This window comes from Streptomyces sp. NBC_01476, from assembly GCF_036227265.1.
GTDB lineage: Bacteria > Actinomycetota > Actinomycetes > Streptomycetales > Streptomycetaceae > Actinacidiphila.
The window spans coordinates 1,124,488-1,143,898 of the sequence record NZ_CP109446.1; the positions used below are offsets into that span (position 1 = coordinate 1,124,488).

Consider the following 19,411-nt stretch of genomic DNA (forward strand, 5'->3'; position numbering starts at 1 on the left):
GGCGCCGCCGCCCCGGCCCGGGTATAACCGGCCGCATGCCACTGCACTGGAAGCTGGTCATCGACAGCAGGAACGCGCCCGCACTCGCGGACTTCTGGGCCGCGGCGCTGGAGTACGAGGTGGAGGACGCGAGCGTCCTCGTCGGCCGGCTGCTGGCCGCCGGGCAGATCGCCGAGGACGCCGTGGTCGAGCACCGGGGGCGGCGGGGACTGCGGGGGTACGCCGCGGTCCGGCACCCGGACGATCCGTTCGACGAGGTCAGCGGCATCGGGCAGGGCCGGCGGCTGCTCTTCCAGGAGGTGCCGGAGGAGAAGACCGTGAAGAACCGCCTCCACCTGGACCTGCACAGCGAGCCCGGTGGCCGCGACGCGCTGGTGGCCCGGCTGGAATCGCTGGGCGCCACCCGGGTCCGCGAGGTGGACCAGGGTCCGGCCGGGCACTGGTGGGTCATGCGGGACCCGGAGGGCAACGAGTTCTGCGTGAACTAGGCCATGCCGCACCGGCAGCGCCGTCCTCCCGCCCGGCGGCCCGGAGGTGTCGGACACCGGCACCGGGCCGCGCGCGCTCAGCCGGTCGGCGGCATGCGGATGTGATCGGCTTCCTGCGGACGCAGCGAGAAGTAGCAGCGGATCACCGTGCCGCCGGCGCCGGTGTGTTCGCGTACCAGGTCCGCGAGTTGATGGACCATCAGCAGTCCCCGGCCGCCGGGGCGGCCGGGGGGCGGGACGGTGCGGCCGGCCAGCGGGTCGCCGATGCGCCCGCCGTCGCGCACCTCGCAGGCCAGTCCGCCGTCCGCCGCCCACACCCGGACGACGCCTGAACCGCCGCCGTGCAGCACGCTGTTGGTGGTCAGCTCGGCGACCGTGAGCGCCAGGTCGTCGAGCCGGCTCCCGGCCATGCCCAGCCCGCCGGCCACACGTACCGCGAACTCCCTTGCGCCGCGCAGCCCTTGGCGGTCGAACTGCTGGCAGGCCGCGTCCCGGGGCGCGGCCGGCGGGGTGTTGTACGCGGCGGCGGCCCGCTGCGGCGCGTAACCGGGGCTCAGGGATTCCCGGCCGCCTTCGATGACCGCCGGATGGGTCGCGCGGGCATCGGCCAGCACGGAGGGGGTGAGCCGGGCCGCGTCATAAGGGCACAGGATGGTGACAGGCCGGCCCTCGAAGGCGGTGTTGATCAGCGCTTCGTGCTGGACGCAGGCCGGATACTCCAGCGAGGTGCGGCCGGGCCACACCGGTTCGCCGACGATCCGCACCCGGCGGCCCGGCGGCTGGGCGTCGCAGAACGCCCGGAGCACCAGGGGGATGATCCGGCCGGGGTTGCGGCCCGCGCCGGTCATGTCGGTGAAGCGGACGGCCGCCGCGTCCGGGCCGAGCGCGCCGTGCAGCAGCCGCAGCCGGTCCGGCGGGGCGGCCACCGCGACCCCTTCGCCGGCCGCGAGCCCGGCCCGTACGAAAGCGCTGGTGCGGGCGGTGTACTCCGCGTCGTCGCGGTAGAAGAAGGCGGGGTGCCGGAAGGCGGAGGCAGTCGTCATCGCGACGTCACGGCCGGGTGGGCCGCCTTCGTCGTCTGCCGTGGGTCCGTGGCCGTCATGCCCTCGGCCCCCTTTCGGACAGATGTTCCGGCTGCGCCAGTATGCGCCTGCCGCTACCCGCGTTGACGCCAGGGCCCGGCTCCGCGGTTTCATCGGCGGAGCCGGGCCCGGTGCGGCCGGTCGGTGCGGCCGGTCGGTGCGGCCGGTCAGGCGGCGGGGTCGGAGATGGCCTCGAAGGCGGCGGCGAGGCTCTCGCTGTCCTCGCGCGACAGCGCCGTGTCGATGGCGGGTACGAGGTCGCGGCGCTCGTGGGAGAGGTACTGGTACATCTGGGTCAGCGCGCCGTCCACGGTCAGCATCCGGGTCTCCTCCGGGTGCCGCCCCATCAGGGCCCGGTCCAGGATGCCCTGGATCAGCTCGCCCTCCTGCCGGTCGCGTTCGACGACCTTGGTGGCGATGTCGTGCCTGATCAGGACCTTGCGGACGGTGGCCTCCTTGGCGGCGAGGTGCCGGGCGAAGGCATCGGCCAGCGGGCGTACCTGCTCCGGTGCCACGCTGCCGCGCATCCGTACGTCCTCGACCATGGCGAGCAGCATCCCGCCGGAGGTGGTCAGGCTCGCGCCCAGCCCGGTGGGCACCCGCTGGCCGTTGCGGCCGTACGTCCTCTCCTCGGCCACCTCGGTGACCGCGGCGCCGGGGCCGTCCTTGCGGCGGCGGTGCGGCCAGTGCAGCGAGCGGCGCCGGCGCTCCCCGCGCGGCTCCCCGTCGCTCTCCCGGGCCGCCGTCTCCTTCTCCGGGGCGAGTCCCGCCGACCGGGAGGCGTCGCCGGCCCGCCGTGGCACCGAGCAGGTCTGACCGGACGCCGGGCCGCCTTCTTCCGGCTGCCCGGCGCGGTCCGGTGCCGGGCGCCCCGCAGCGGGCGTGCCCGGCCCGCCGGCCCGGGCCCGCCCGGTGCCGCCGGGCATCGCCTCACCGGTGTCCGTGCCCTTCCGCTCGGGCGGCTCCACGCCGGAATCCGCCGCGGCACGGGGACCCGCTGCCCGGTCGGGACCGCGGGCCTCCCGGCCCGGCTCATTGCGCTCATTCGCTGCTGCCATGTCCACCGGCTCCTTCTCGTGCCTGTGTTCCTCGGCCCCCGGCGGTCTCACCTCCGGCCGCCCGCTCCTCCCGGCGGCCAGGGCCGCCGGGGGAACCGCGGACGGTCAGACCCAGTCGTCCTCGTCGTCCGGGACGACGTGCACCGCTGCCTCCTCCGCGGAGGCGGCGCCGCCGTCGATGCCGACGTCCTCACCGGACACGCCGTCGCGCCGCACGTGGGCGCCCTCGTCGGGGCCGACCAGCCGGCCGGAGCGGCGGTCGCCGACCTCGCCGTCCAGGAGTTCGCCGTCGGTGTCGCTGTCGTCACCGATGCCGTCGCCCTCGGGCACCTGCCCGTCCGGGACCTCCCGGCGCAGCCGCTCGTCCAGCGACTCGCCGGTGCGCTGCTCGTCCGCCGTGGTGCCGACGTCCTCGACGGCCAGCGGCTTCTCCGGCGGCGAGTACCCCTCGTCGAGCACATCCTCCAGACCGCGGTCGACCAGCGTGTCCTCGGGCTCCAGCGGCCCGGCGTCCTCGCGGATCTCGCTGTCGTCCTCGTCCGGCTGGTACACGTCGTCCCCCATCCCGAAATCGCCGGGGTCGGTCATGTCATCGCTCCCACTTCACGCAGGACCGCCTTGTTGAAGGCGTCCAGGTCATCGGGTTTGCGGCTGGTGATCAGGGTGCTCGGGCGCTCGGTGCACACCACGGCCTTCTGGTCCACCCAGGTGCCGCCCGCGTTGCGGATGTCGGTCTGCAGGCTCGGCCAGGAGGTGAGTGTCCGGCCGCGTACCACGTCGGCCTCGATCAGCGTCCACGGTGCGTGGCAGATCGCCGCGACCGGCTTGCCCGCGTCGAAGAAGCCGCGGACGAATGCCACCGCCGCGTCGTCCATGCGCAGCGCGTCCGGGTTGGCCACGCCCCCGGGCAGCACCAGCAGGTCGAAGTCGGACGCCGAGGTCCGGTCCACCGTCAGGTCAACCGGGAAGGTGTCGCCCTTGTCCAGGTGGTTGAACGCCTGGATCCGGCCGGGTGCGGTGGACACCAGCTGCGGGGTCTCACCGGTCTCGGTGAGCGCCTGCCACGGCGAGGTGAGTTCGATCTGCTCGACGCCCTCCGGCGCCACCAGGAATGCGGTTCGCACGGACGATCACGTCCTCTCGCTTCTCGGTCGGTTCGGCGGAAGGCCGGTCCCGGACGTCACCCTTTCCGGGATCCGGGTCGTGCCCGGCCCTCCGCGGCTACGGGCGGTCGCCTACCCGAGGGTCCGGCACGGAAACGGACATCCCGCCCGCCGGCCCGGCACCCGGGAGGGCGGCCGCCCGGCGGACGCCCTCCCCTCCATCATCTGCCGCTCACCGCGACTTCGCCTGATCAGGCCGGGCGGGGGCGGCGAGCGGGCCGTTACTCGGGGCCGGGCCCGCTGCGGTGCCGGGCCCAGAGCGGCAGTACGAACCAGCAGAGCACGAACCACACCGCCATCGCGCCGACCAGCCAGGCCGCGGAGGTGTCCCTGATGGCCACCCGCAGCACCAGCAGCAGGGAGCTGGCCATCGTGCACAGCAGCAGCACCAGGCCGAGCACGGTGAGCCGGGACGCCAGCACGACGGTCTCGGGCTTGAGCCGCCGGCCGGTGAGCAGCCGGTGCATGGCCACCGGCCCGATCAGCGCGCCGGTGGTGGCCGCGCCCAGCACCACGGTGACCGTGTAGATGTGCCGGTCGGTACTGGACAGGTCGGTGAAGCGCTGCTGGAAGACGACGGTCAGCAGGAAGCCGAAGAGGATCTGCACACCGGTCTGGGCGACCCGCAGCTCCTGGAGCAGGTCGCCCCAGCGCCGGTCGGCGCGCTCCTCGGGTGTCTCGTCGCGGCCACGGGCGTCCACCCGTCCGTCACCGGGGTCGCGGTGGGCCCCCGCACTGTCGTCGCCGCGGTGCTGGTCGGTCATGGCCGGGCTGCTTCCTCCACGATGCCGGGGGCGCCGTCGCGCCCGGCCGGTCCGGGCGCGATCAGGTCGAGCAGGGCGTCCACCCCGCCCTCGGCGACCGCTCGCCGCTGCCGGGTGGCGCCGGTGCCGTTGTCGAGCAGCCGCTGGACGCCTTCGGTGACGCGTGCGGTGTCCCCGAGTTCGGCGAGTGCCGGGGCGATGTGGTCGAGCAGGGCGCCCACCACGCCGGCCGCCTTGGCGGGTGTGCCGTGCCGCGGGTCGACGAGGTCGCCGGTCAGTCCGTGGCGGGCCGCGTGCCAGCCGGCCGCGTTCAGGATGCTGCCCGGCGGGTCCAGCGGGCGCGCGCCGCGCCGCCCTTCGCGCAACGCGGTCGCCACCAGGCCGCGGGCGATCCCGGCGAGGGTGACGGCGCTGTCGATGTCGACCTGGACGTCGGGGGCGCGCACCTCCAGCGTCGGGTAGGTGTCGGAGAGCCGGGCGTGCCAGTAGAGCTGGTGCCGGTCCCGGATCACCCCGGTGTCCAGCAGCGCGCCGACCCGCCGCTCGTACTCCGCCCCGTCGGCGATGAAGGGCGGCGAGCCGGCCACCGGCCAGCGGCCGAAGACGACCGTGCGCCAGCTGGCGAAGCCGGTGTCGCGGCCGGCCCAGAAGGGTGAGTTGGCGCCGAGCGCGACCAGCACGGGCAGCCAGGGGCGCAGCCGGCCGAGGGCGGCGGCGCCGGCCGAGCGGTCGGGCACCGCCACATGGATGTGCATCCCGCAGATCAGCTGCTCGTCCACCAGCCGGCCGGCGTCGGCCCGCATCTCCAGATAGCGGCGCTTCTCGGTGACCGGTACGTCCCGCTGCGAGGTCATCGGGGCGCCACCGGTGGCGGCGAGCCGGCAGCCGGCCCGGTCGGCGGCGGCGCCGACGGCCTGCCGGAAGCGGACCAGGTGTCCTGTGATGTCGTCCAGGCCGGTGCACACCGGGGTGGCCACCTCGACCTGCGCCTGGAGCAGCTCGTTGTCCACCTCGTCCCGGCCCAGTACGGGCTCCAGGTCTGCGGCCTCCTGCACCTGCCCGGCCCTGGGTGCGGGCAGCCCGGTGTCCCGGTCGAGCAGCAGGTACTCCTCTTCAACGCCGAGGGTGGCGGTCGGGGTCGTCATGCAGATGGCCTACCCCCGATCCCCGCGCTCACCGTCGGCCGCCCGCAGGACCCGGCGGAATGGACCGGGCGGCTGCCCGTCCGCAGGTCGTACGCATGACGGCGGCGCCGACAGGGCACCCGTTTTCCGTACACCGGCCGGCGCCCGAGGGAAGGACCGCACCGTGGGCAGAGCGCACTCCTCACCGTCGCAACCGCGAGGCCGGTCCGGCGACGGGCCGGACCGGCCGGGCGGCGGCCGGGACCGCCGGTGGCCGGCGCTCGCGGTCTGTCTGACCGCGAGTTTCATGACCCTGCTCGACGTCAGCATCGTCAATGTGGCGCTGCCGTCGATCAGGACCGGTATCGACGCCTCGCAGAGCGGTCTGCAGTGGGTCCTGTCGGGTTACGCGCTCACCTTCGGCCTGGTGCTGGTCCCGGCCGGCCGGCTGGGCGACATCCGCGGCCGGCGTGCGGTCTTCCTCGCCGGCCTGGCGATGTTCACCGCGACCAGCGCGCTGGCGGGCGCGGCGCAGAACGAGACCTGGCTGGTCGTCGCGCGGCTGCTGCAGGGCGTCGCGGGCGGCATCCTCGTCCCGCAGGTCTCCGGCTTCATCCAGCAGATGTTCCGCGGCGCGGAACGCGGCCGGGCGTTCGGCCTGCTCGGCGCGACCATCGGTGTGTCCACCGCGGTCGGCCCGCTGCTCGGCGGCCTGCTGATCCAGGCGTTCGGCACCCATGAGGGCTGGCGCTGGGTCTTCTACGTCAACCTGCCGATCGGTATCGCCGCGCTGCCGCTGGCCCACCGGCTGCTGCCGGGTCCGCCGCGGCGGGCACCCGGCGAGGAGCGCGAGCGCACCCACCTCGACCCGGTGGGGGTGCTGCTGCTCGGCGCCGGCACGGTCGTCCTGCTGCTGCCGTTCGTCCAGGAGCAGCAGTGGCGGGGCCCGGAGAAGTGGGCGCTGGTGCCGGTGGCGCTGCTGATCCTGGCCGGTTTCGTGCTGTGGGAGCGGGCGTACGCCAGGGGGCACGATCCACTGGTCGACCTCGCCCTCTTCCGGCAGCGGTCCTACGGGCTCGGGGTGCTGCTGTCGCTGCTGTACTTCGCCGGGTTCACCGCGATCTTCTTCATCCTGACGCTCTATCTGCAGAACGGGATGCGGTACACCGCGCTGGAGGCGGGCCTGTCGATCATGCCGTTCGCGCTCGGCTCGGGGGCCGCGGCGGCGGTGGGCGGCCGGGTGGTGAACCGGATCGGGCGTCCGCTGGTGGCCGCCGGGCTCGTCATGGTGCTGATCGGGCTGCTGGGCACGGCCCTCGCGGTGCATCTGGACTCGACCCGCAGCGTCGGTTTCGCCACCGCGGCTCCGCTGCTGCTTGCCGGGCTCGGCAGCGGACTGGTCATCTCGCCGAACCAGACGCTGACGCTGAGCGAGGTGCCGGTGGCCCGGGCGGGAAGCGCGGGCGGTGTGCTGCAGACCGCGCAGCGGATCGGCTCCGCGGCGGGCATCGCCGCGGTCGGCTCGGTCTTCTTCAGCCGGGTGGACAGCCGGCACGCCGACTGGTCGGGGGGTTTCCAGCTCGGCCTGCTCACCGCGTCCGGTCTGGCCGCCCTCGCCCTGGTGGTCACGCTGGTGGACATCTTCACCGGCCCGCCCAACCGTCCGGAAGGCGAGGCGGGCGGTCGGGGCCGGGAGCAGCCGCACCCGGCGGGCGCCGACCACGGCTGACGTGCGACACCCCCCTATGCCACGCCCCGCGGCCGGAACTGGACGCTGATCCGGCCGCCCACCACGGCCCGGGTCTTCGGGACGGCGTGGTCCCAGGTGCGCTGGCAGGAGCCGCCCATCACGATGAGGTCGCCGTGCCCGAGCGGCCGGCGGACCGTCGCCGGGCCGCCGCCGCGGGGGCGCAGCAGCAGGGGACGCGGTGCGCCGAGGGAGACGATGGCGACCATCGTGTCCTGGGCGTCGCCGCGGCCGATCCGGTCGCCGTGCCAGGCGACGCTGTCCCGGCCGTCGCGGTAGTAGCACAGGCCGGCGGTGACGAAGGGCTCGCCGAGTTCGGCGGCGTAGTGCGCGGTGAGACGGCTGCGCGCCTCGGCGAGCAGCGCGTCGGGCAGCTGGGCCCCGGCTCCGTAGTGGGCGAGCAGCCGGGGGACGGCCACCACGTTGTCGTACATCCGGCGCTCCTCGGCGCGCCACGGGACCTCGGCGGCCAGCCGGTCGAAGAGGTCGTCCGCGCCGGTGAGCCAGCCCGGGAAGGTGTCGATCCAGGCGCCCCGGCCCAGCTCGGTGCGGTGGACCGCGGCCAGGTCACCGAGGCCGGGGGCGCCCGTGGCGAAAAGGGATCCCTGCTGGAGGTGCATGGTTGCCACTTTACACCGGCTGTCGTACGTACATTCGATTCTGTCCGAACGGAAGGCGCGATCGGAGCCCGCGACGCAGGATGGGGGCATGCTCTTCGCCGAAGTCGCCCGGGTGTCCCGGGAGATCGCGCGGACCTCCGCCCGGTCCCGCAAGACCGCGCTGCTCGCCGAGTTCTTCCGAGCAGCGGAGCCCGCCGACGCGCCGGTCGCCATCGCGTACCTGGCCGGCCGGCTGCCGCAGGGGCGCCTCGGTGTGGGCTGGGCGGCGCTGCGGGACCGGGCCGAGCCGGCCGCGCGGGCGACGCTGACCGTGGCGGCGGTGGACGCCGCCCTGACCGCGGTGGGCGCGCTGTCCGGGGCGGGCTCGCAGGCCGGCCGGCGGGCACTGCTGCAGGAGCTGTTCGCCGCCGCGACCGCCGGGGAGCAGGAGTACCTGCTGGGCCTGCTCACCGGCGAGGTGCGGCAGGGCGCGCTGGACGCGTCCGCCGCCGAGGGCCTGGCGGCGGCGACCGGGGCCCCGCCGGCCGCGGTGCGCCGGGCGGTGATGCTGGCCGGGGCGCTGGAGCCGGTGGCGACGGCGCTGCTGGCCCGGGGCCCCGAGGCACTGGACGACTTCGCGCTGACCGTGGGCACCCCGCTGCTGCCGATGCTGGCGAGCACCGCCAAGAGCGTCGAGGAGGCCGTCGCCAAGGCCGGTCCGTGCGGGGTCGAGGAGAAGCTGGACGGCATCCGGGTGCAGGTCCACCGGGACGCGAACGGGGTGCGGCTCTACACCCGCACACTGGACGAGGTGACGGCGCGGCTGCCGGAGGTGGTCGAGGCGGTGGCCGCCCTGCCCGCCGAGCGCTTCATCCTCGACGGCGAGGTGCTGGCCTTCGACGGCACCGGGCGCCCGCGGCCGTTCCAGGAGACCGCGGGCCGGGTCGGCTCCCGGGTCGACGTCGAGTCCGCGGCCGTCACCCTGCCGGTGCACGCGGTCTTCTTCGACGTGCTCTCGGTGGACGGCCGCGACCTGCTGGACCTGCCGTACGTCGAGCGCCACGTGGCGCTTGAGGCCCTGGTGCCGGCCGATCTGCGGGTCCGGCGGGCGGTCGTCGCCGCCCCCGAGGACCCCGCTCAGCTCCGGGCGGCCACCGACTTCTTCACCGAGACGCTCGGCCGGGGCCACGAGGGCGTCGTGGTCAAAGCGGCCGGCAGCCCGTACGCGGCCGGGCGGCGCGGCGCCTCATGGCTCAAGGTCAAACCGGTGCACACCCTGGACCTGGTGGTGCTCGCGGTCGAGCGCGGCCACGGCAGGCGGACCGGCAAACTCTCCAACCTGCATCTGGGGGCGCGGGACGAGGACGGCTCCTTCGTGATGCTCGGCAAGACCTTCAAGGGCCTGACCGACGAGCTGCTCGACTGGCAGACCGAGCGCCTGGGCGCGCTGGCGGTCGCCGACGACGGCTGGACGGTGACGGTACGCCCGGAGCTGGTGGTGGAGATCGCCTACGACGGGGTGCAGACCTCACCGCGCTATCCGGCGGGCCTGACCCTGCGCTTCGCCCGGGTGATCCGCTACCGGGAGGACAAGCCGGCCGCCGAGGCGGACACGGTGGCCACCGTACGGGCCGCGCACGCGGTGGGCTGACGTCCTCAGCCGAGCTCCGGCAGCACGGACGTGCGGTAGAAGTCGAAGAACTGCCGCTGGTCCGGCCCGATCTGGTTGATGTACACCTCGTCGAAGTCGGCGTCCGCGAAGGCCCGGATCGCCGTCAGGTGCTCCTGCGGGTCGTCCCCGAAGGTACCGGCGGCGGCCGTCATCTCCTCGGTGACCAGGGAGGACGCCTGCTCGAAGTGCTCAGGGGTGGGCAGGATCTGCGGCAGTTCGCCGGGCAGCTGCTCATTGGGCCACAGCCGGTGCACGGTCTTGACCGCCCGGTCCCGGTCGCTGTCCCAGCAGACCTTGAGGCCGCCGAGCACCGGCTTGTCGCCGCCCCCGCCACGCCGGAACTGGCCCACCAGACCGGCGTCCGGCTGCATGGTGACGAAGCCGTCGCCGAGCCGCCCGGCCAGGGCTGCGGCCTGCGGGCCGAAACCGGAGACGTAGATCGGGGGCGGGGTGTCGGGCAGCGTGTAGAGACGGGCGTTCTCGACGGTGAAGTGGTTGCCGCGGTGGGTGACCCGCTCGCCGGTGAAGAGCCGGCGGATGATCTGCACGGCCTCCTCCAGCATCTGCAGCCTGACCCCCGCGTCCGGCCAGTCGGCGCCGACGATGTGCTCGTTGAGCGCCTCGCCGCTCCCCACGCCGAAGCGGAAGCCGCCGTCGGAGAGGTTCGCGGAGGTGGCGGCGGCCTGCGCGCTGACCGCCGGGTGCAGCCGTACGGTCGGGCAGCTCACCAGGGTGGTCACCGGCAGCGAGGTGACCTGGGAGAGCGCGCCGATCATCGACCAGACGAAGGGGCTCTGGCCCTGCTCGTCGTTCCACGGGTGGAAGTGGTCGGAGATCGCCAGCGCCCGAAAGCCGGCCTGCTCCGCCATCCGGGCCTGTTCGAGCAGCTCATGGGGCGTGAACTCCTCGCAGGACAAGAAGTAGCCGTACATCGTCATGGGGGGCTTCCTCCCGCACACCGAGCGGACAATCCGGACTCGCTGCTCGGGTACCCGGGGCGGCCCCGGCCAGTCGTGGCCGGCGGCAGGTGGTTGCGGGCGGAGCGCGCCGGGTACCCGAAGGGCCGCGAGCAGCTGACAGGAGGCGAAGCGCGATGACCACGACACAGCGCGATGCGGTGCGGGCACTGCTGGACAGGTACGGGCAGACGTACGCCGAGGAGGCGGGCATCGCCTTGAAGGACACCCCGCAGCCGCTGTACCGGCTGCTGGTGCTGGCGAGCCTGCTGAGCGCGCGGATCCGGGCCGGCGTCGCGGTCGCCTCGGCGAAGGCCCTGACCGAGGCGGGCATGCGCGACCCGCACCGGATGGCCGCCGCCACCTGGCAGGAGCGGGTCGACGCGCTCGGCCGGGGCGGCTACCGGCGCTACGACGAGCGCACCGCGACCCAGCTCGGTGACGGCGCCCGGCTGGTCGTCGAGCGCTACGGCGGCGACCTGCGCCGGATGCGCGAGCGCGCGGGCGGTGACATCGCAGAACTCCGCCGGGAGCTGCGTGAGTTCCCCGGTGTCGGCCCGGCGGGCGCGGACATCTTCCTGCGGGAGGTCCAGGCGGTCTGGCCGGAGGTGGCGCCCTACCTGGACGCCAAGGCCCTGGACGGTGCCCGCCGCCTCGACCTGCCCGACACCCCGGCGGCCCTGCTCCGGGCGGCCGGCGACACCGAGCCGGCCGTGCTGGCCGCGGCACTGGTCCGGGTCGCGCTGGACAAGAACGCGGCCGAGCAGGTCCGGGAGCAGGCCGGCCGGTACGCGGCGCACTGACCCCGGCCGGCCCCGGCCGGCCCGGGCGGCTACATCTGCGCGCCCACCGCCACCAGCAGCACCGCGAGACCGACCGTGAGCCAGGTGAGGTAGTCGCCCAGCAGACCGGAGTGGAGGCGGCGCAGCGGCGCGATGAGGCGGCGGTCGCCCGCGGATGCCTGCGCACGCAGGGCGCGGGCCACCGGAGACGTACGGGCGGGCAGCCACACCGCGGCGGCGGCCAGGGCGGCGGCCAGGGCGGTGGAGAGCACCCCGAGCAGCACGCCTGAGGTGGTCCACGCGGTGTCGGGGACCGGGACACGGAGCGCGGGCACCGGGAGGTTCTGGACCTCGGCGAGGTAGCCGGCCCGGTCACCGAAGGTGCGGGCGGCGGCGGCCAGCGCGCGCCCGACGCCCGGGACGACGCCGACCGCGAGCGCGGCGGTGAGCAGCAGCGCCGGGACGGCGGTCATCACCAGCGGCACCGCCCGGCGGGGGTCGCGGACCTCGGGCTCCTCGGCGTCGCCGCTGGTCTCGATGTCGGAGCAGCTGGGCTCGGGCTGCGGCCCCGCCCCGTAGAAGATCCGCAGGCCCGCGCGCAGCACCGCGCCGCCGGTCAGCGCGGAGACCAGGACGAAGACCGCGGGGAGCCATCCGGCGTCCTCGCCCGCCGCGTGCTCGGCGACCGCTTTGCCGAGGCCGGTCCCGAACGGCGGCAGCCCGGCCAGCGCGAGGCCGCCGGCGACGAAGAGCGCGCCGGTCAGCGGGGAGCCGCGCCCGCGGCCGTGCAGCCCGTACTCGTCCACCGACCCGTGCCGGTCGAGCAGCACCCCGGTGAGCGCGAAGAGCGCCGCCTTCACCCCGGCGTGCCCGGCCACGTACAGCGCGGTCCCGGTGGTGGCGGCCGGGCTGAGCAGGCTCAGGCCCAGCAGCCACAGCCCGGTGTGGCCGATGGTGGAGAAGGCCAGCAGCCGCTTGAGGTGCCGCTGCTGCCAGCACATCACCGAACCGACCACCGCGGTCAGCACCCCGAGCGCGGCCATCGTGTGGGTGAAGGCCGCCGCGGGTACGCCGCCGCGGCCGCCGAAGACGGTGAGGTAGAGGCGGGCGACGCCGTACACGCCCAGTTCCACCATCACCCCGGACATCAGCATGCAGACCGGGGTGGGCGCCACCGCGTGCGCGTCCGGCAGCCAGAAGTGGAAGGGCACGGTCGCGGACTTCACCAGCATGCTGGCCATCACCAGGACGAACGCGGTGACGGTGAGCGCGTCGGCGCGGTGCCCGGCGAGCGCGGCGCCGGTCTGCGCCATCCCCAGCTCGCCGGTGCGCGCGTACAGCAGGCCGATGCCGAGCAGCGAGACGTACGCGGCAAGGGAGTTGATCACGCCGAAGGTGAGGGCACCGTGCACCGGCCGCGGGTCCTCGATCCGGAAGCCGGTCAGCGCGTAGGCGACCACGCCCATCAGTTCGAAGAAGACGAAGGCGTTGAACAGGTCGCCGGTGAGGGCGAATCCGCACATGCCGGCCTCGAAGAGCAGCAGCAGCGCGGGGAAGGTGCCCTGGTGGTGGCGGGGCGGCTCGTCGAAGTAGCGCCAGGAGTAGGCGAGTACGGCCAGCATCAGCGCGGCGACCAGCAGGGCGAGGCCGACGCCGACCCGGTCGCCGACCAGCACGATGCCGACGCTGTGCCCGTCTCGCAGGGTCCAGCCGCCCGCCCAGGAGACCGCCCGCCCGTCGCCCGTTCCGCCTACCTTGACCCACAGCCAGGCGAGGTCGGCGGTGGTGAGCACGGCGAAGCCGGCCGCGATGGCGTCGAGGGCCACCCGGGGCAGGAGTTTGCCGCCGAGCACCAGCAGCACCGCGCCCGTCAAGGGGATGGCGACCGCCAGCGGGAAGAGGTCAGCCGTGGTCGGCACGTGCGGCCCTCAGCCCTTCAACTCGGTGAGTTCTTCGGGGTTCACGGTCCCGGTGCGCTTGCGGATCTGGATCACCAGGCTGAGCAGCAGGGCGGTGACGGTGGCGCCGACCACCACATCGGTGAGGACCAGCGCCTGCACCACCGGGTCCACCACGGGGGTGTTCACCGGGATGTCGGAGAAGACCGGTGCGGTCGCGCCGCGCCGGTAGCCGACGCCGAGCAGCAGGACGTAGGTGGAGGACTGGGCGACGGCGAGGCAGCCGACGGCGTGCACGAGATTGCGGCTGGTCACCATGCCGTAGACGCCGGCCAGGAAGATCCAGCCTGCTGCGAGGAAGGGCAGTACGGTCACGTTCCGGCCTCCTGCGGCGGGGAGTTGTCGTCGGGAGGCGCGATCTCCACCGCCTGGTCGAGGAATTGGGCGATCAGCACGATCACCCCGGAGGCGACTTCCACGCCGACGGCGGCGTTCACCAGCGGCACCAGGCCGGCCGACGAGAGCCGGCCGAAGGTGCCGAGCGGCAGCACGTTCTGCAGATACGCGGCGCCCGCGATCAGCCCGGCAAGGCCGAGCGCGGTGAACGCGCCGGCGCCGACCGCGTCGAGCGCGGAGAAGACGGCCAGCGGCCGTACCCGGCGCAGCACCCGGTAGTCGGCGGCGACGTAGGCCAGATGCAGCCCGGTGGCCAGCACCACCCCGCCCTGGAAGCCGCCGCCGGGGCTGAGCTGGCCGTGGGCGACGATGTAGACGCCCACCAGGACGGTCACCGGCAGCAGTCCGGCGCCGAGCAGCAAGGTGGAGGGGAGCACCCGGCCGGGCTCGGGCGCCCCGCGGTTCTCGTCGCGGGCCCGGCGCAGCAGTGCCACGGCGCCGAGCACCGCGCCGAAGAGGATCGACTCCTCGCCGAGGGTGTCGAGGGCGCGCTGGTCGAAGTTGACGGCGGAGATCACATTGGCGGTGCGGTGCTGCAGCGCCGCGTGGACCGCCCGGTCGCCGTACGGGTGGGACTGCGTGCCGAAGTGCGGCAGACCGGTGCAGGCGGCGGTGAAGGCGACCGCGAAGACCACGGCGGCCGACAGGAACAGCAGGACGCGTACCCGGCGGCTCACCGGTCGTCCCCCTGCCCGCGGTCACCGGAACCGCCGGGCCCGCGGCGGATCTTGCGTACCGTCAGCAGGATCAGCAGCGGGGTCACGGCGGTGCCGACCGCGAGCTGGGAGAGGGCCACGTCGGGCGCCTGCACCACCAGGAAGAGCAGCGCCAGGCACACCCCGAGCACGGAGAGCACCACGGACTGCCGTACCGGGTCGCGGGTCAGCGCCGCGACCGTGGCGGCGACGGTCACCAGCACAAGGGCGGTGACCACCAGGAAGTCGACGGCTCCGGGGCTGTTGTTCACGCCGGCGGCTCCCCCGGGGCGTCGCCGCCCGGCTGTTCGCCCTCGCGGGCCATCGTGCGGCCGATGACGATCGTGACCACCGGGCCCGACACCGCCGTCAGCGCCCCGATGAAGAGCAGTTTCAGCGCGGCCCGCCCCGGCCCGGCGTCGAGCGCCAGCGCCAGGCAGATCAGCGGCACCCCGAGGCTCGCGGCCGGCGACAGCGCGTGCAGCCGGGCGTACGGCGTCGGCAGCGCGAGCAGCGCGAGGGCGGAGAGCAGCAGCGCGGCCATGCCGCAGACCAGCAGCGCGACCGCGAACCCGTGGCGTACGTCCATCTCAGCCCCGCCCCTGGTCCCCGGCCCGCCGCCACTGCTGCGGGGTCTGTCCGCTGCCGCCGGCCAGGCAGCGGGCGAAGACCAGCGTCCCGGCCGGGGTCAGCGCCGCCATCACCAGGGCCACGTCCACGTACGAGGTGCGGTGCACCCCGCGGGCGACCAGCAGGAAGACGGCCACCGCCATCACCCCGGCCAGCGACATCCCGGCCAGCCGCTGGGCCGGCTCCCCGCGGCAGGCGCGCCACAGGCACGGCCCGAGCCCGGCGGGCAGCAGGACGCAGGCGGCCACGATCCAGGCGTTCACCTCAGTCCCGCCTTCCGCCCAGGGCCCGCTCCAGCCGGGAGACCTGCGGGCCGAGCACGTGGGCCGTCAGGGTGCGGCCGGTGGCGGGGGTGGCGGCCGTCTTGTCCCGGGTGGTGTCGGCGATGTCGAGGACACAGGCGCCCGGGGAGGCGGACAGCAGCACCGCGGCGAGAGCGGCGTCGGTGCCCGGGGGAAGCCCGATGGTGACGACGCTGCCGGGACCCGCGGTTCCGCGCAGCGCCCGGACGACGGTGACGGCGAGCCGGCCCGTCTCGGCCAGCAAGGTGAGCGGAAAACCCGCGGCAGCCACCCCGATCCGGCGGCTGCCGCGGAGGCGGGGGTGTTCGGCGCGCCGGACGGCTTCCGCGGTGACCGCGCCGAGCAGCGCGGAGCCGAGGCCGACCAGCACTTCGAGCGGGGGGACGGTGGAGACGCATGTGAGGTAGAGCAGGAAGAGCAGGCCCCACCAGATCAGCACGTTGACGACGGTCGCCGGCAGCCCGCGTCCCATGCCCAGCCCCTCCCTCACCCTCGCGGTGGCCGCCACCCGGCGGTCTCCGCCCGGTATACCGGGCGGTCACCGCCGCGCGCCGTGTCCCGGCCGGGACACGCCACACCGGGCCACTCCGATGCCACGGGCAGCGTCTGTCCCCGGCCGGGACGCCGAAACTCCGGGAGACCGGAACGCGTTCAGCGCCTCACTGGTTCTCCAGCCGCAGCCGGGCCTCCTGCTCCTGGTCGCCGGCGGCCGTACCGATGACGCGTACCGCGAACGCCTCGGAGAGGCTTTCGCGCAGCCGGTCCACCGCGCGGTAGCCGCCCTGGGCGGTGACGGTGACCGGCTCGGTCAGCCGGGCCGGTCCGGGCAGGCCCAGGGTGGTGGAGACGTCGTAGGTGGCCGTCCACACGGTGGGCAGGCCGCTGTCGTCGTCGGCCGGCGCGTCGTCGTCGGCGCGGTCGGACGGGAAACTGGAGTTGAGCGCGGTGAGCACGGTGCGGGCGTCCTCCTTGCCGCACCCGTCGAGGGTGACGGCCACCTGGGCGGACGGGTCTGCGGTCTGGTCTGGCGCGGTGGTCACGATGGTTCCTTCCGGGGAACGGCGAGGGGGATCGAAGGGCTGAGGAGGGCCGAAGTGGCCTGAGGGACAGGGAATTACGGGGTCACGGGGTCACGGGGTCACAGGGTCACAGGGCGTCCCGCAGCGCGGGCAGCAGGGTCTTCTCGGCCCACTGGATGAACGGCTCCTGCTGGTCGCCGCCGACCTGGACCAGTGCGATCTCGTCGAAGCCCGCGTCGGCGTACGGGCGTACCGCGTCGATGAAGACATCCACGTCGTCGCCGCAGGGGATGCCGGCCGCGACGTCCTCCGGCGTGACGAACCGGGTGGCGCCGGCGAAGGCCGCCGGGTTCGGCAGTTCGGAGTTGACCTTCCAGCCGCCGCCGAACCAGCGGAACTGGTCGTGGGCGCGGGCGACGGCGGCGTCGTGGTCGGTGTCGAAGCTGACCGGGAGCTGGCCGACCCGCGGCTTGCCCGCGCCGCCGTAAGCGTCGAAGGACTCGATCAGCTCGGCCTTGGGTTCCACCGCGATCACCAGGTCGGCGAGCTCGCCGGCCAGCCGGCAGGAGCGGTCACCTGAGACGGCCACGCCGATCGGCGGCGGGGCGTCGGGCAGGTCCCACAGCCGGGCGCCGGTCACGTCGAAGTGCGTGCCGTGGTGGGTCAGCTCCTCCCCGTCGAACAGAGCGCGGATGATGCCCACCGCCTCCTCCAGCTTGTCCAGCCGGACCGAGGCCGAAGGCCAGCCGCCGCCGGTCACATGCTCGTTGAGGTTCTCGCCCGAGCCCAGGCCGAGCCGGAAGCGGCCCTGCGAGAGCAACTGCATCGTGGCGGCCTTCTGGGCGACGACGGCCGGGTGGTAGCGGGTCGTCGGACAGGTCACATAGGTCATCAGCGGGATCCGGCTGGTGGCCTGGGCCGCGGCGCCGAGCACGCTCCAGGCGTACGGGGCATGGCCCTGGGAGTCCAGCCAGGGGAAGTAGTGGTCCGAGGTCACGGAGAAGTCGAAGCCCGCGGCCTCCGCCGCGACGACATGATCGACGAGCTCGCGGGGACCGGAATGCTCGGTCATCATCGTGTACCCGATTTGCACCATGGTGAGCGCATTTCCGGTGAGAGCCCGGCAAAACCCGGGGCTGCTGCGAATGGGGGTACCGGTGGGGCGTGGGCGGGCCGGCCGGGTCCGGCAGAATCGGGGAATGTCCCGAAAGCCTTCACGTACCCCCGGCCGGCCGGCGCACTCCCCCGCCGCGCCCTGCCCCTGCGGGCTCGCCGCGCCCTACGGCGAGTGCTGCGGCCTCTTCCACCGGGGCGCCGCCGCGGCACCCACCGCGGAACGCCTGATGCGCTCGCGGTACAGCGCCTTCGCGGTGGGCGACCAGGACTATCTGCTGCGGACCTGGTCCGCGGCCACCCGCCCGCCCGCGCTGGAACTCGACCCGCGGGTGCGCTGGACCGGTCTGCAGATCCTCGCCACCACCGGCGGCACCGCCTTCCACACCGAGGGCACGGTGGACTTCCGCGCCCGCTACCGGCTGTCCGGCATGGACGGCGAGCAGCGCGAGAAGAGCGCCTTCACCCGCGCGGACGGCCACTGGGTGTACGTCGGCGAGGCGGGCTGAGGCCGGCGTCCGGGGGGCCCGGAGGCCAGGGTCCGGGGGCCGGGTCCCGTCCTAGGCGATCGGGTTGCGGGCGTCGTACCGCGCGAAGCCGCGCTGGAAGAGGCCGATCAGGGTGATCGCCAGGATGCAGGCCAGGCCGCCGCCGACCAGCGCTCCGGTGGGGCTGAAGAGGTCGGCGGCGGAGCCGGCCAGGAAGTCGCCGAGGCGGGGGCCGCCGACCACCACGACGAGGAAGACGCCCTGAAGCCGGCCGCGCATGTCGTCGGGGGCGGCGGCCTGGAGCATGGTGTTGCGGAACACCATGGAGACCGTGTCCGCGCAGCCCGCGAGGCCGAGGAAGAGCAGGCCGAGCCAGAGGTTGCGGGTGAGGCCGAAGACCGCGATCGCCGCGCCCCACGAGCCGATGGCGATCAGCACCGCGAGCCCCTGGCGGTTCACCCGGCCGAGCCAGCCCGAGAAGACGCTGCCGAGCAGCGCCCCGACGGCCGGCGCCGCCGCGAGCAGGCCGACCGTACTGGAGTGGCCGCCGAACCAGAGCACGGCCACCGCGGGGAAGAGCACCCGCGGCTGGGCCAGCACCATCGCGGCGAGGTCGGAGACGAAGGTGGTCCGCAGGTTGGGGCGGGCACCGAGGTAGCGGAGCCCTTCCAGTACCGAGGGCCGGCGCCGGGCCACCGCGCCCGCCTTCGTCCCGGCGTCGGCCGCGGCCAGTTCGGTCTCCGGCCGCATCGCGGGCAGCCGCCACATCGCGTAGAGCGAGGCGGTGAAGGCGCCGACGTCGATCAGGTAGGCCGCCTGGTAGCCCCAGAAGCCGACGAAGACACCGCCCAGCATGGGACCGGCCATCTGTCCGACGCCGCTGGCCAGCGAGGCCAGGGCGTTGGCGGCGGGCAGCTGGGCCGCGGGGAGCAACCGCGGGATCATCGAGGAGCGGGCCGGCGAGTTCATCGCGAAGAAGACCGCCTGCAGGGCCACGATCGTATACAGCACCGCCACCGACCGGAGGTCGGCGATGGCCACCAGCGCGAGCGCCAGGGAGAGCAGCGTCAGCGCGGACGAGGTGATCAGGCCGAGCTTGCGGCGGTCGACCACGTCGGCGATCGCCCCGCCGTAGAGGCCGAAGACGATCAGCGGGACGAGCGAGCAGAGACCCACCAGGCCGACGTAGAAGCTGGAGCCGGTGATCGCGTAGACCTGGAGCGAGACCGCCATCGCGGTCATCTGCTGGCCGATGTAGGAGACGGTGTTGCCGACCCAGAGCCGGCGGAAGTCGGGGTGGTCGCGGAGCGGACTGATGTCCGCGAGCATCCGGGTGAATCGGGACCCCCGCCGGGCGGGCACGGTTTCGGGTATG

General features: G+C 74.4%; 23 protein-coding genes. 5 read left to right on the forward strand and 18 right to left on the reverse strand.

From position 1 onward, the window contains the following. Positions 1-35 precede the first annotated feature (35 nt). Entirely contained in the window at positions 36-488 is a 453-nt protein-coding gene (locus OG552_RS04945; RefSeq protein WP_329129923.1) for a VOC family protein, read from the forward strand. A 77-nt stretch (positions 489-565) separates the two neighbouring features. On the opposite strand, the gene OG552_RS04950 is transcribed toward OG552_RS04945, so the two are convergent. The 6 genes from OG552_RS04950 to OG552_RS04975 all read right to left on the reverse strand — a co-directional run bounded on the left by OG552_RS04950 (position 566) and on the right by OG552_RS04975 (position 5,700). Further along, on the reverse strand, positions 566-1,531 hold the full coding sequence (locus tag OG552_RS04950; protein ID WP_329129924.1) for a sensor histidine kinase: 966 nt from the start codon (positions 1,529-1,531) through the stop codon (positions 566-568). Positions 1,532-1,737: 206 nt separating this feature from the next. After that, positions 1,738-2,628, reverse strand: a complete 891-nt coding sequence (locus OG552_RS04955; RefSeq protein ID WP_329129926.1) for a hypothetical protein — start codon at positions 2,626-2,628, stop codon at positions 1,738-1,740. 105 nt (positions 2,629-2,733) lie between these two features. Then, positions 2,734-3,216, reverse strand: coding sequence for a DUF5709 domain-containing protein (locus tag OG552_RS04960; RefSeq protein ID WP_329129927.1), 483 nt, complete (start codon positions 3,214-3,216; stop codon positions 2,734-2,736). Then, complete coding sequence (locus OG552_RS04965) at positions 3,213-3,752, reverse strand: type 1 glutamine amidotransferase domain-containing protein (RefSeq protein WP_329129928.1); 540 nt, start codon at positions 3,750-3,752, stop codon at positions 3,213-3,215. Before OG552_RS04965 ends, OG552_RS04960 begins: the two co-directional genes overlap by 4 nt. A gap of 260 nt (positions 3,753-4,012) precedes the next feature. Next, a complete protein-coding gene (locus OG552_RS04970; RefSeq protein ID WP_329129930.1) occupies positions 4,013-4,555 on the reverse strand; it encodes a DUF6328 family protein in 543 nt (180 codons plus the stop codon). Continuing rightward, positions 4,552-5,700 carry a carboxylate-amine ligase gene (locus tag OG552_RS04975; RefSeq protein WP_329129932.1) on the reverse strand — a complete coding sequence of 383 codons (1,149 nt, stop codon included), beginning with the start codon at positions 5,698-5,700 and terminating at the stop codon, positions 4,552-4,554. The genes OG552_RS04970 and OG552_RS04975 overlap by 4 nt, the downstream gene beginning before the upstream one ends. A gap of 286 nt (positions 5,701-5,986) precedes the next feature. On the opposite strand from OG552_RS04975, the gene OG552_RS04980 reads away from it, so the two are divergent. Continuing rightward, the gene (locus OG552_RS04980; RefSeq protein WP_443070868.1) at positions 5,987-7,408 is read left to right on the forward strand and encodes an MFS transporter; all 1,422 of its coding nucleotides are present in this window, start codon (positions 5,987-5,989) and stop codon (positions 7,406-7,408) included. A gap of 14 nt (positions 7,409-7,422) precedes the next feature. Here the strand turns inward: OG552_RS04980 and OG552_RS04985 are convergent, their stop codons facing one another. After that, a complete protein-coding gene (locus tag OG552_RS04985; protein WP_329129937.1) occupies positions 7,423-8,046 on the reverse strand; it encodes an alpha-ketoglutarate-dependent dioxygenase AlkB in 624 nt (207 codons plus the stop codon). 88 nt (positions 8,047-8,134) lie between these two features. Between OG552_RS04985 and OG552_RS04990 the strand changes: the two genes are divergently transcribed. Next, on the forward strand, positions 8,135-9,676 hold the full coding sequence (locus OG552_RS04990; RefSeq protein ID WP_329129939.1) for an ATP-dependent DNA ligase: 1,542 nt from the start codon (positions 8,135-8,137) through the stop codon (positions 9,674-9,676). A 5-nt stretch (positions 9,677-9,681) separates the two neighbouring features. On the opposite strand, the gene OG552_RS04995 is transcribed toward OG552_RS04990, so the two are convergent. Beyond that, the gene (locus OG552_RS04995) at positions 9,682-10,635 is read right to left on the reverse strand and encodes an LLM class F420-dependent oxidoreductase (protein WP_329129942.1); all 954 of its coding nucleotides are present in this window, start codon (positions 10,633-10,635) and stop codon (positions 9,682-9,684) included. Positions 10,636-10,790: 155 nt separating this feature from the next. Between OG552_RS04995 and OG552_RS05000 the strand changes: the two genes are divergently transcribed. After that, complete coding sequence (locus OG552_RS05000; protein WP_329129944.1) at positions 10,791-11,456, forward strand: endonuclease; 666 nt, start codon at positions 10,791-10,793, stop codon at positions 11,454-11,456. A 29-nt stretch (positions 11,457-11,485) separates the two neighbouring features. Here the strand turns inward: OG552_RS05000 and OG552_RS05005 are convergent, their stop codons facing one another. The 9 genes from OG552_RS05005 to OG552_RS05045 all read right to left on the reverse strand — a co-directional run bounded on the left by OG552_RS05005 (position 11,486) and on the right by OG552_RS05045 (position 17,531). Beyond that, positions 11,486-13,354 carry a complex I subunit 5 family protein gene (locus tag OG552_RS05005; RefSeq protein WP_329129946.1) on the reverse strand — a complete coding sequence of 623 codons (1,869 nt, stop codon included), beginning with the start codon at positions 13,352-13,354 and terminating at the stop codon, positions 11,486-11,488. Between the two features lie 9 nt (positions 13,355-13,363). Then, complete coding sequence (locus OG552_RS05010; RefSeq protein WP_329129948.1) at positions 13,364-13,708, reverse strand: sodium:proton antiporter; 345 nt, start codon at positions 13,706-13,708, stop codon at positions 13,364-13,366. After that, positions 13,705-14,466 (reverse strand): MnhB domain-containing protein, encoded by a 762-nt coding sequence (locus OG552_RS05015; RefSeq protein WP_329129949.1) that lies wholly within the window; start codon positions 14,464-14,466, stop codon positions 13,705-13,707. Before OG552_RS05015 ends, OG552_RS05010 begins: the two co-directional genes overlap by 4 nt. Next, entirely contained in the window at positions 14,463-14,756 is a 294-nt protein-coding gene (locus OG552_RS05020) for a Na(+)/H(+) antiporter subunit B (RefSeq protein ID WP_329129950.1), read from the reverse strand. Before OG552_RS05020 ends, OG552_RS05015 begins: the two co-directional genes overlap by 4 nt. Continuing rightward, the gene (locus OG552_RS05025) at positions 14,753-15,073 is read right to left on the reverse strand and encodes a cation:proton antiporter (RefSeq protein ID WP_329129952.1); all 321 of its coding nucleotides are present in this window, start codon (positions 15,071-15,073) and stop codon (positions 14,753-14,755) included. The genes OG552_RS05020 and OG552_RS05025 overlap by 4 nt, the downstream gene beginning before the upstream one ends. Before the next feature lies 1 nt (position 15,074). Beyond that, the gene (locus OG552_RS05030) at positions 15,075-15,377 is read right to left on the reverse strand and encodes a monovalent cation/H+ antiporter complex subunit F (protein ID WP_329129953.1); all 303 of its coding nucleotides are present in this window, start codon (positions 15,375-15,377) and stop codon (positions 15,075-15,077) included. A gap of 1 nt (position 15,378) precedes the next feature. After that, positions 15,379-15,888, reverse strand: a complete 510-nt coding sequence (locus OG552_RS05035; RefSeq protein ID WP_329129954.1) for a hypothetical protein — start codon at positions 15,886-15,888, stop codon at positions 15,379-15,381. Between the two features lie 187 nt (positions 15,889-16,075). Then, positions 16,076-16,456, reverse strand: coding sequence for a hypothetical protein (locus OG552_RS05040; protein ID WP_329129956.1), 381 nt, complete (start codon positions 16,454-16,456; stop codon positions 16,076-16,078). Between the two features lie 106 nt (positions 16,457-16,562). Next, positions 16,563-17,531, reverse strand: a complete 969-nt coding sequence (locus OG552_RS05045) for an LLM class F420-dependent oxidoreductase (protein WP_329129957.1) — start codon at positions 17,529-17,531, stop codon at positions 16,563-16,565. 103 nt (positions 17,532-17,634) lie between these two features. Here OG552_RS05045 and OG552_RS05050 point away from each other — a divergent pair, with 103 nt between their 5' ends. Then, the gene (locus OG552_RS05050; protein ID WP_329129958.1) at positions 17,635-18,057 is read left to right on the forward strand and encodes a YchJ family protein; all 423 of its coding nucleotides are present in this window, start codon (positions 17,635-17,637) and stop codon (positions 18,055-18,057) included. A gap of 51 nt (positions 18,058-18,108) precedes the next feature. Here the strand turns inward: OG552_RS05050 and OG552_RS05055 are convergent, their stop codons facing one another. Continuing rightward, a complete protein-coding gene (locus OG552_RS05055; RefSeq protein WP_329129959.1) occupies positions 18,109-19,365 on the reverse strand; it encodes an MFS transporter in 1,257 nt (418 codons plus the stop codon). Positions 19,366-19,411 lie beyond the last annotated feature (46 nt).

Coding starts and splice junctions, on each gene's coding strand:
- OG552_RS05025 (WP_329129952.1), bottom strand. CDS start 15,073: ATGGACGTACGCCACGGGTTCGCGGTCGCGCTGCTGGTCTGCGGCATG.
- OG552_RS04985 (WP_329129937.1), bottom strand. CDS start 8,046: ATGCACCTCCAGCAGGGATCCCTTTTCGCCACGGGCGCCCCCGGCCTC.
- OG552_RS04970 (WP_329129930.1), bottom strand. CDS start 4,555: ATGACCGACCAGCACCGCGGCGACGACAGTGCGGGGGCCCACCGCGAC.
- OG552_RS04995 (WP_329129942.1), bottom strand. CDS start 10,635: ATGACGATGTACGGCTACTTCTTGTCCTGCGAGGAGTTCACGCCCCAT.
- OG552_RS04950 (WP_329129924.1), bottom strand. CDS start 1,531: ATGACGACTGCCTCCGCCTTCCGGCACCCCGCCTTCTTCTACCGCGAC.
- OG552_RS05000 (WP_329129944.1), top strand. CDS start 10,791: ATGACCACGACACAGCGCGATGCGGTGCGGGCACTGCTGGACAGGTAC.
- OG552_RS05035 (WP_329129954.1), bottom strand. CDS start 15,888: ATGGGACGCGGGCTGCCGGCGACCGTCGTCAACGTGCTGATCTGGTGG.
- OG552_RS05045 (WP_329129957.1), bottom strand. CDS start 17,531: ATGGTGCAAATCGGGTACACGATGATGACCGAGCATTCCGGTCCCCGC.
- OG552_RS04960 (WP_329129927.1), bottom strand. CDS start 3,216: ATGACCGACCCCGGCGATTTCGGGATGGGGGACGACGTGTACCAGCCG.
- OG552_RS04980 (WP_443070868.1), top strand. CDS start 5,987: ATGACCCTGCTCGACGTCAGCATCGTCAATGTGGCGCTGCCGTCGATC.
- OG552_RS05050 (WP_329129958.1), top strand. CDS start 17,635: ATGTCCCGAAAGCCTTCACGTACCCCCGGCCGGCCGGCGCACTCCCCC.
- OG552_RS04955 (WP_329129926.1), bottom strand. CDS start 2,628: ATGGCAGCAGCGAATGAGCGCAATGAGCCGGGCCGGGAGGCCCGCGGT.
- OG552_RS04990 (WP_329129939.1), top strand. CDS start 8,135: ATGCTCTTCGCCGAAGTCGCCCGGGTGTCCCGGGAGATCGCGCGGACC.
- OG552_RS04945 (WP_329129923.1), top strand. CDS start 36: ATGCCACTGCACTGGAAGCTGGTCATCGACAGCAGGAACGCGCCCGCA.
- OG552_RS04975 (WP_329129932.1), bottom strand. CDS start 5,700: ATGACGACCCCGACCGCCACCCTCGGCGTTGAAGAGGAGTACCTGCTG.
- OG552_RS05055 (WP_329129959.1), bottom strand. CDS start 19,365: ATGCTCGCGGACATCAGTCCGCTCCGCGACCACCCCGACTTCCGCCGG.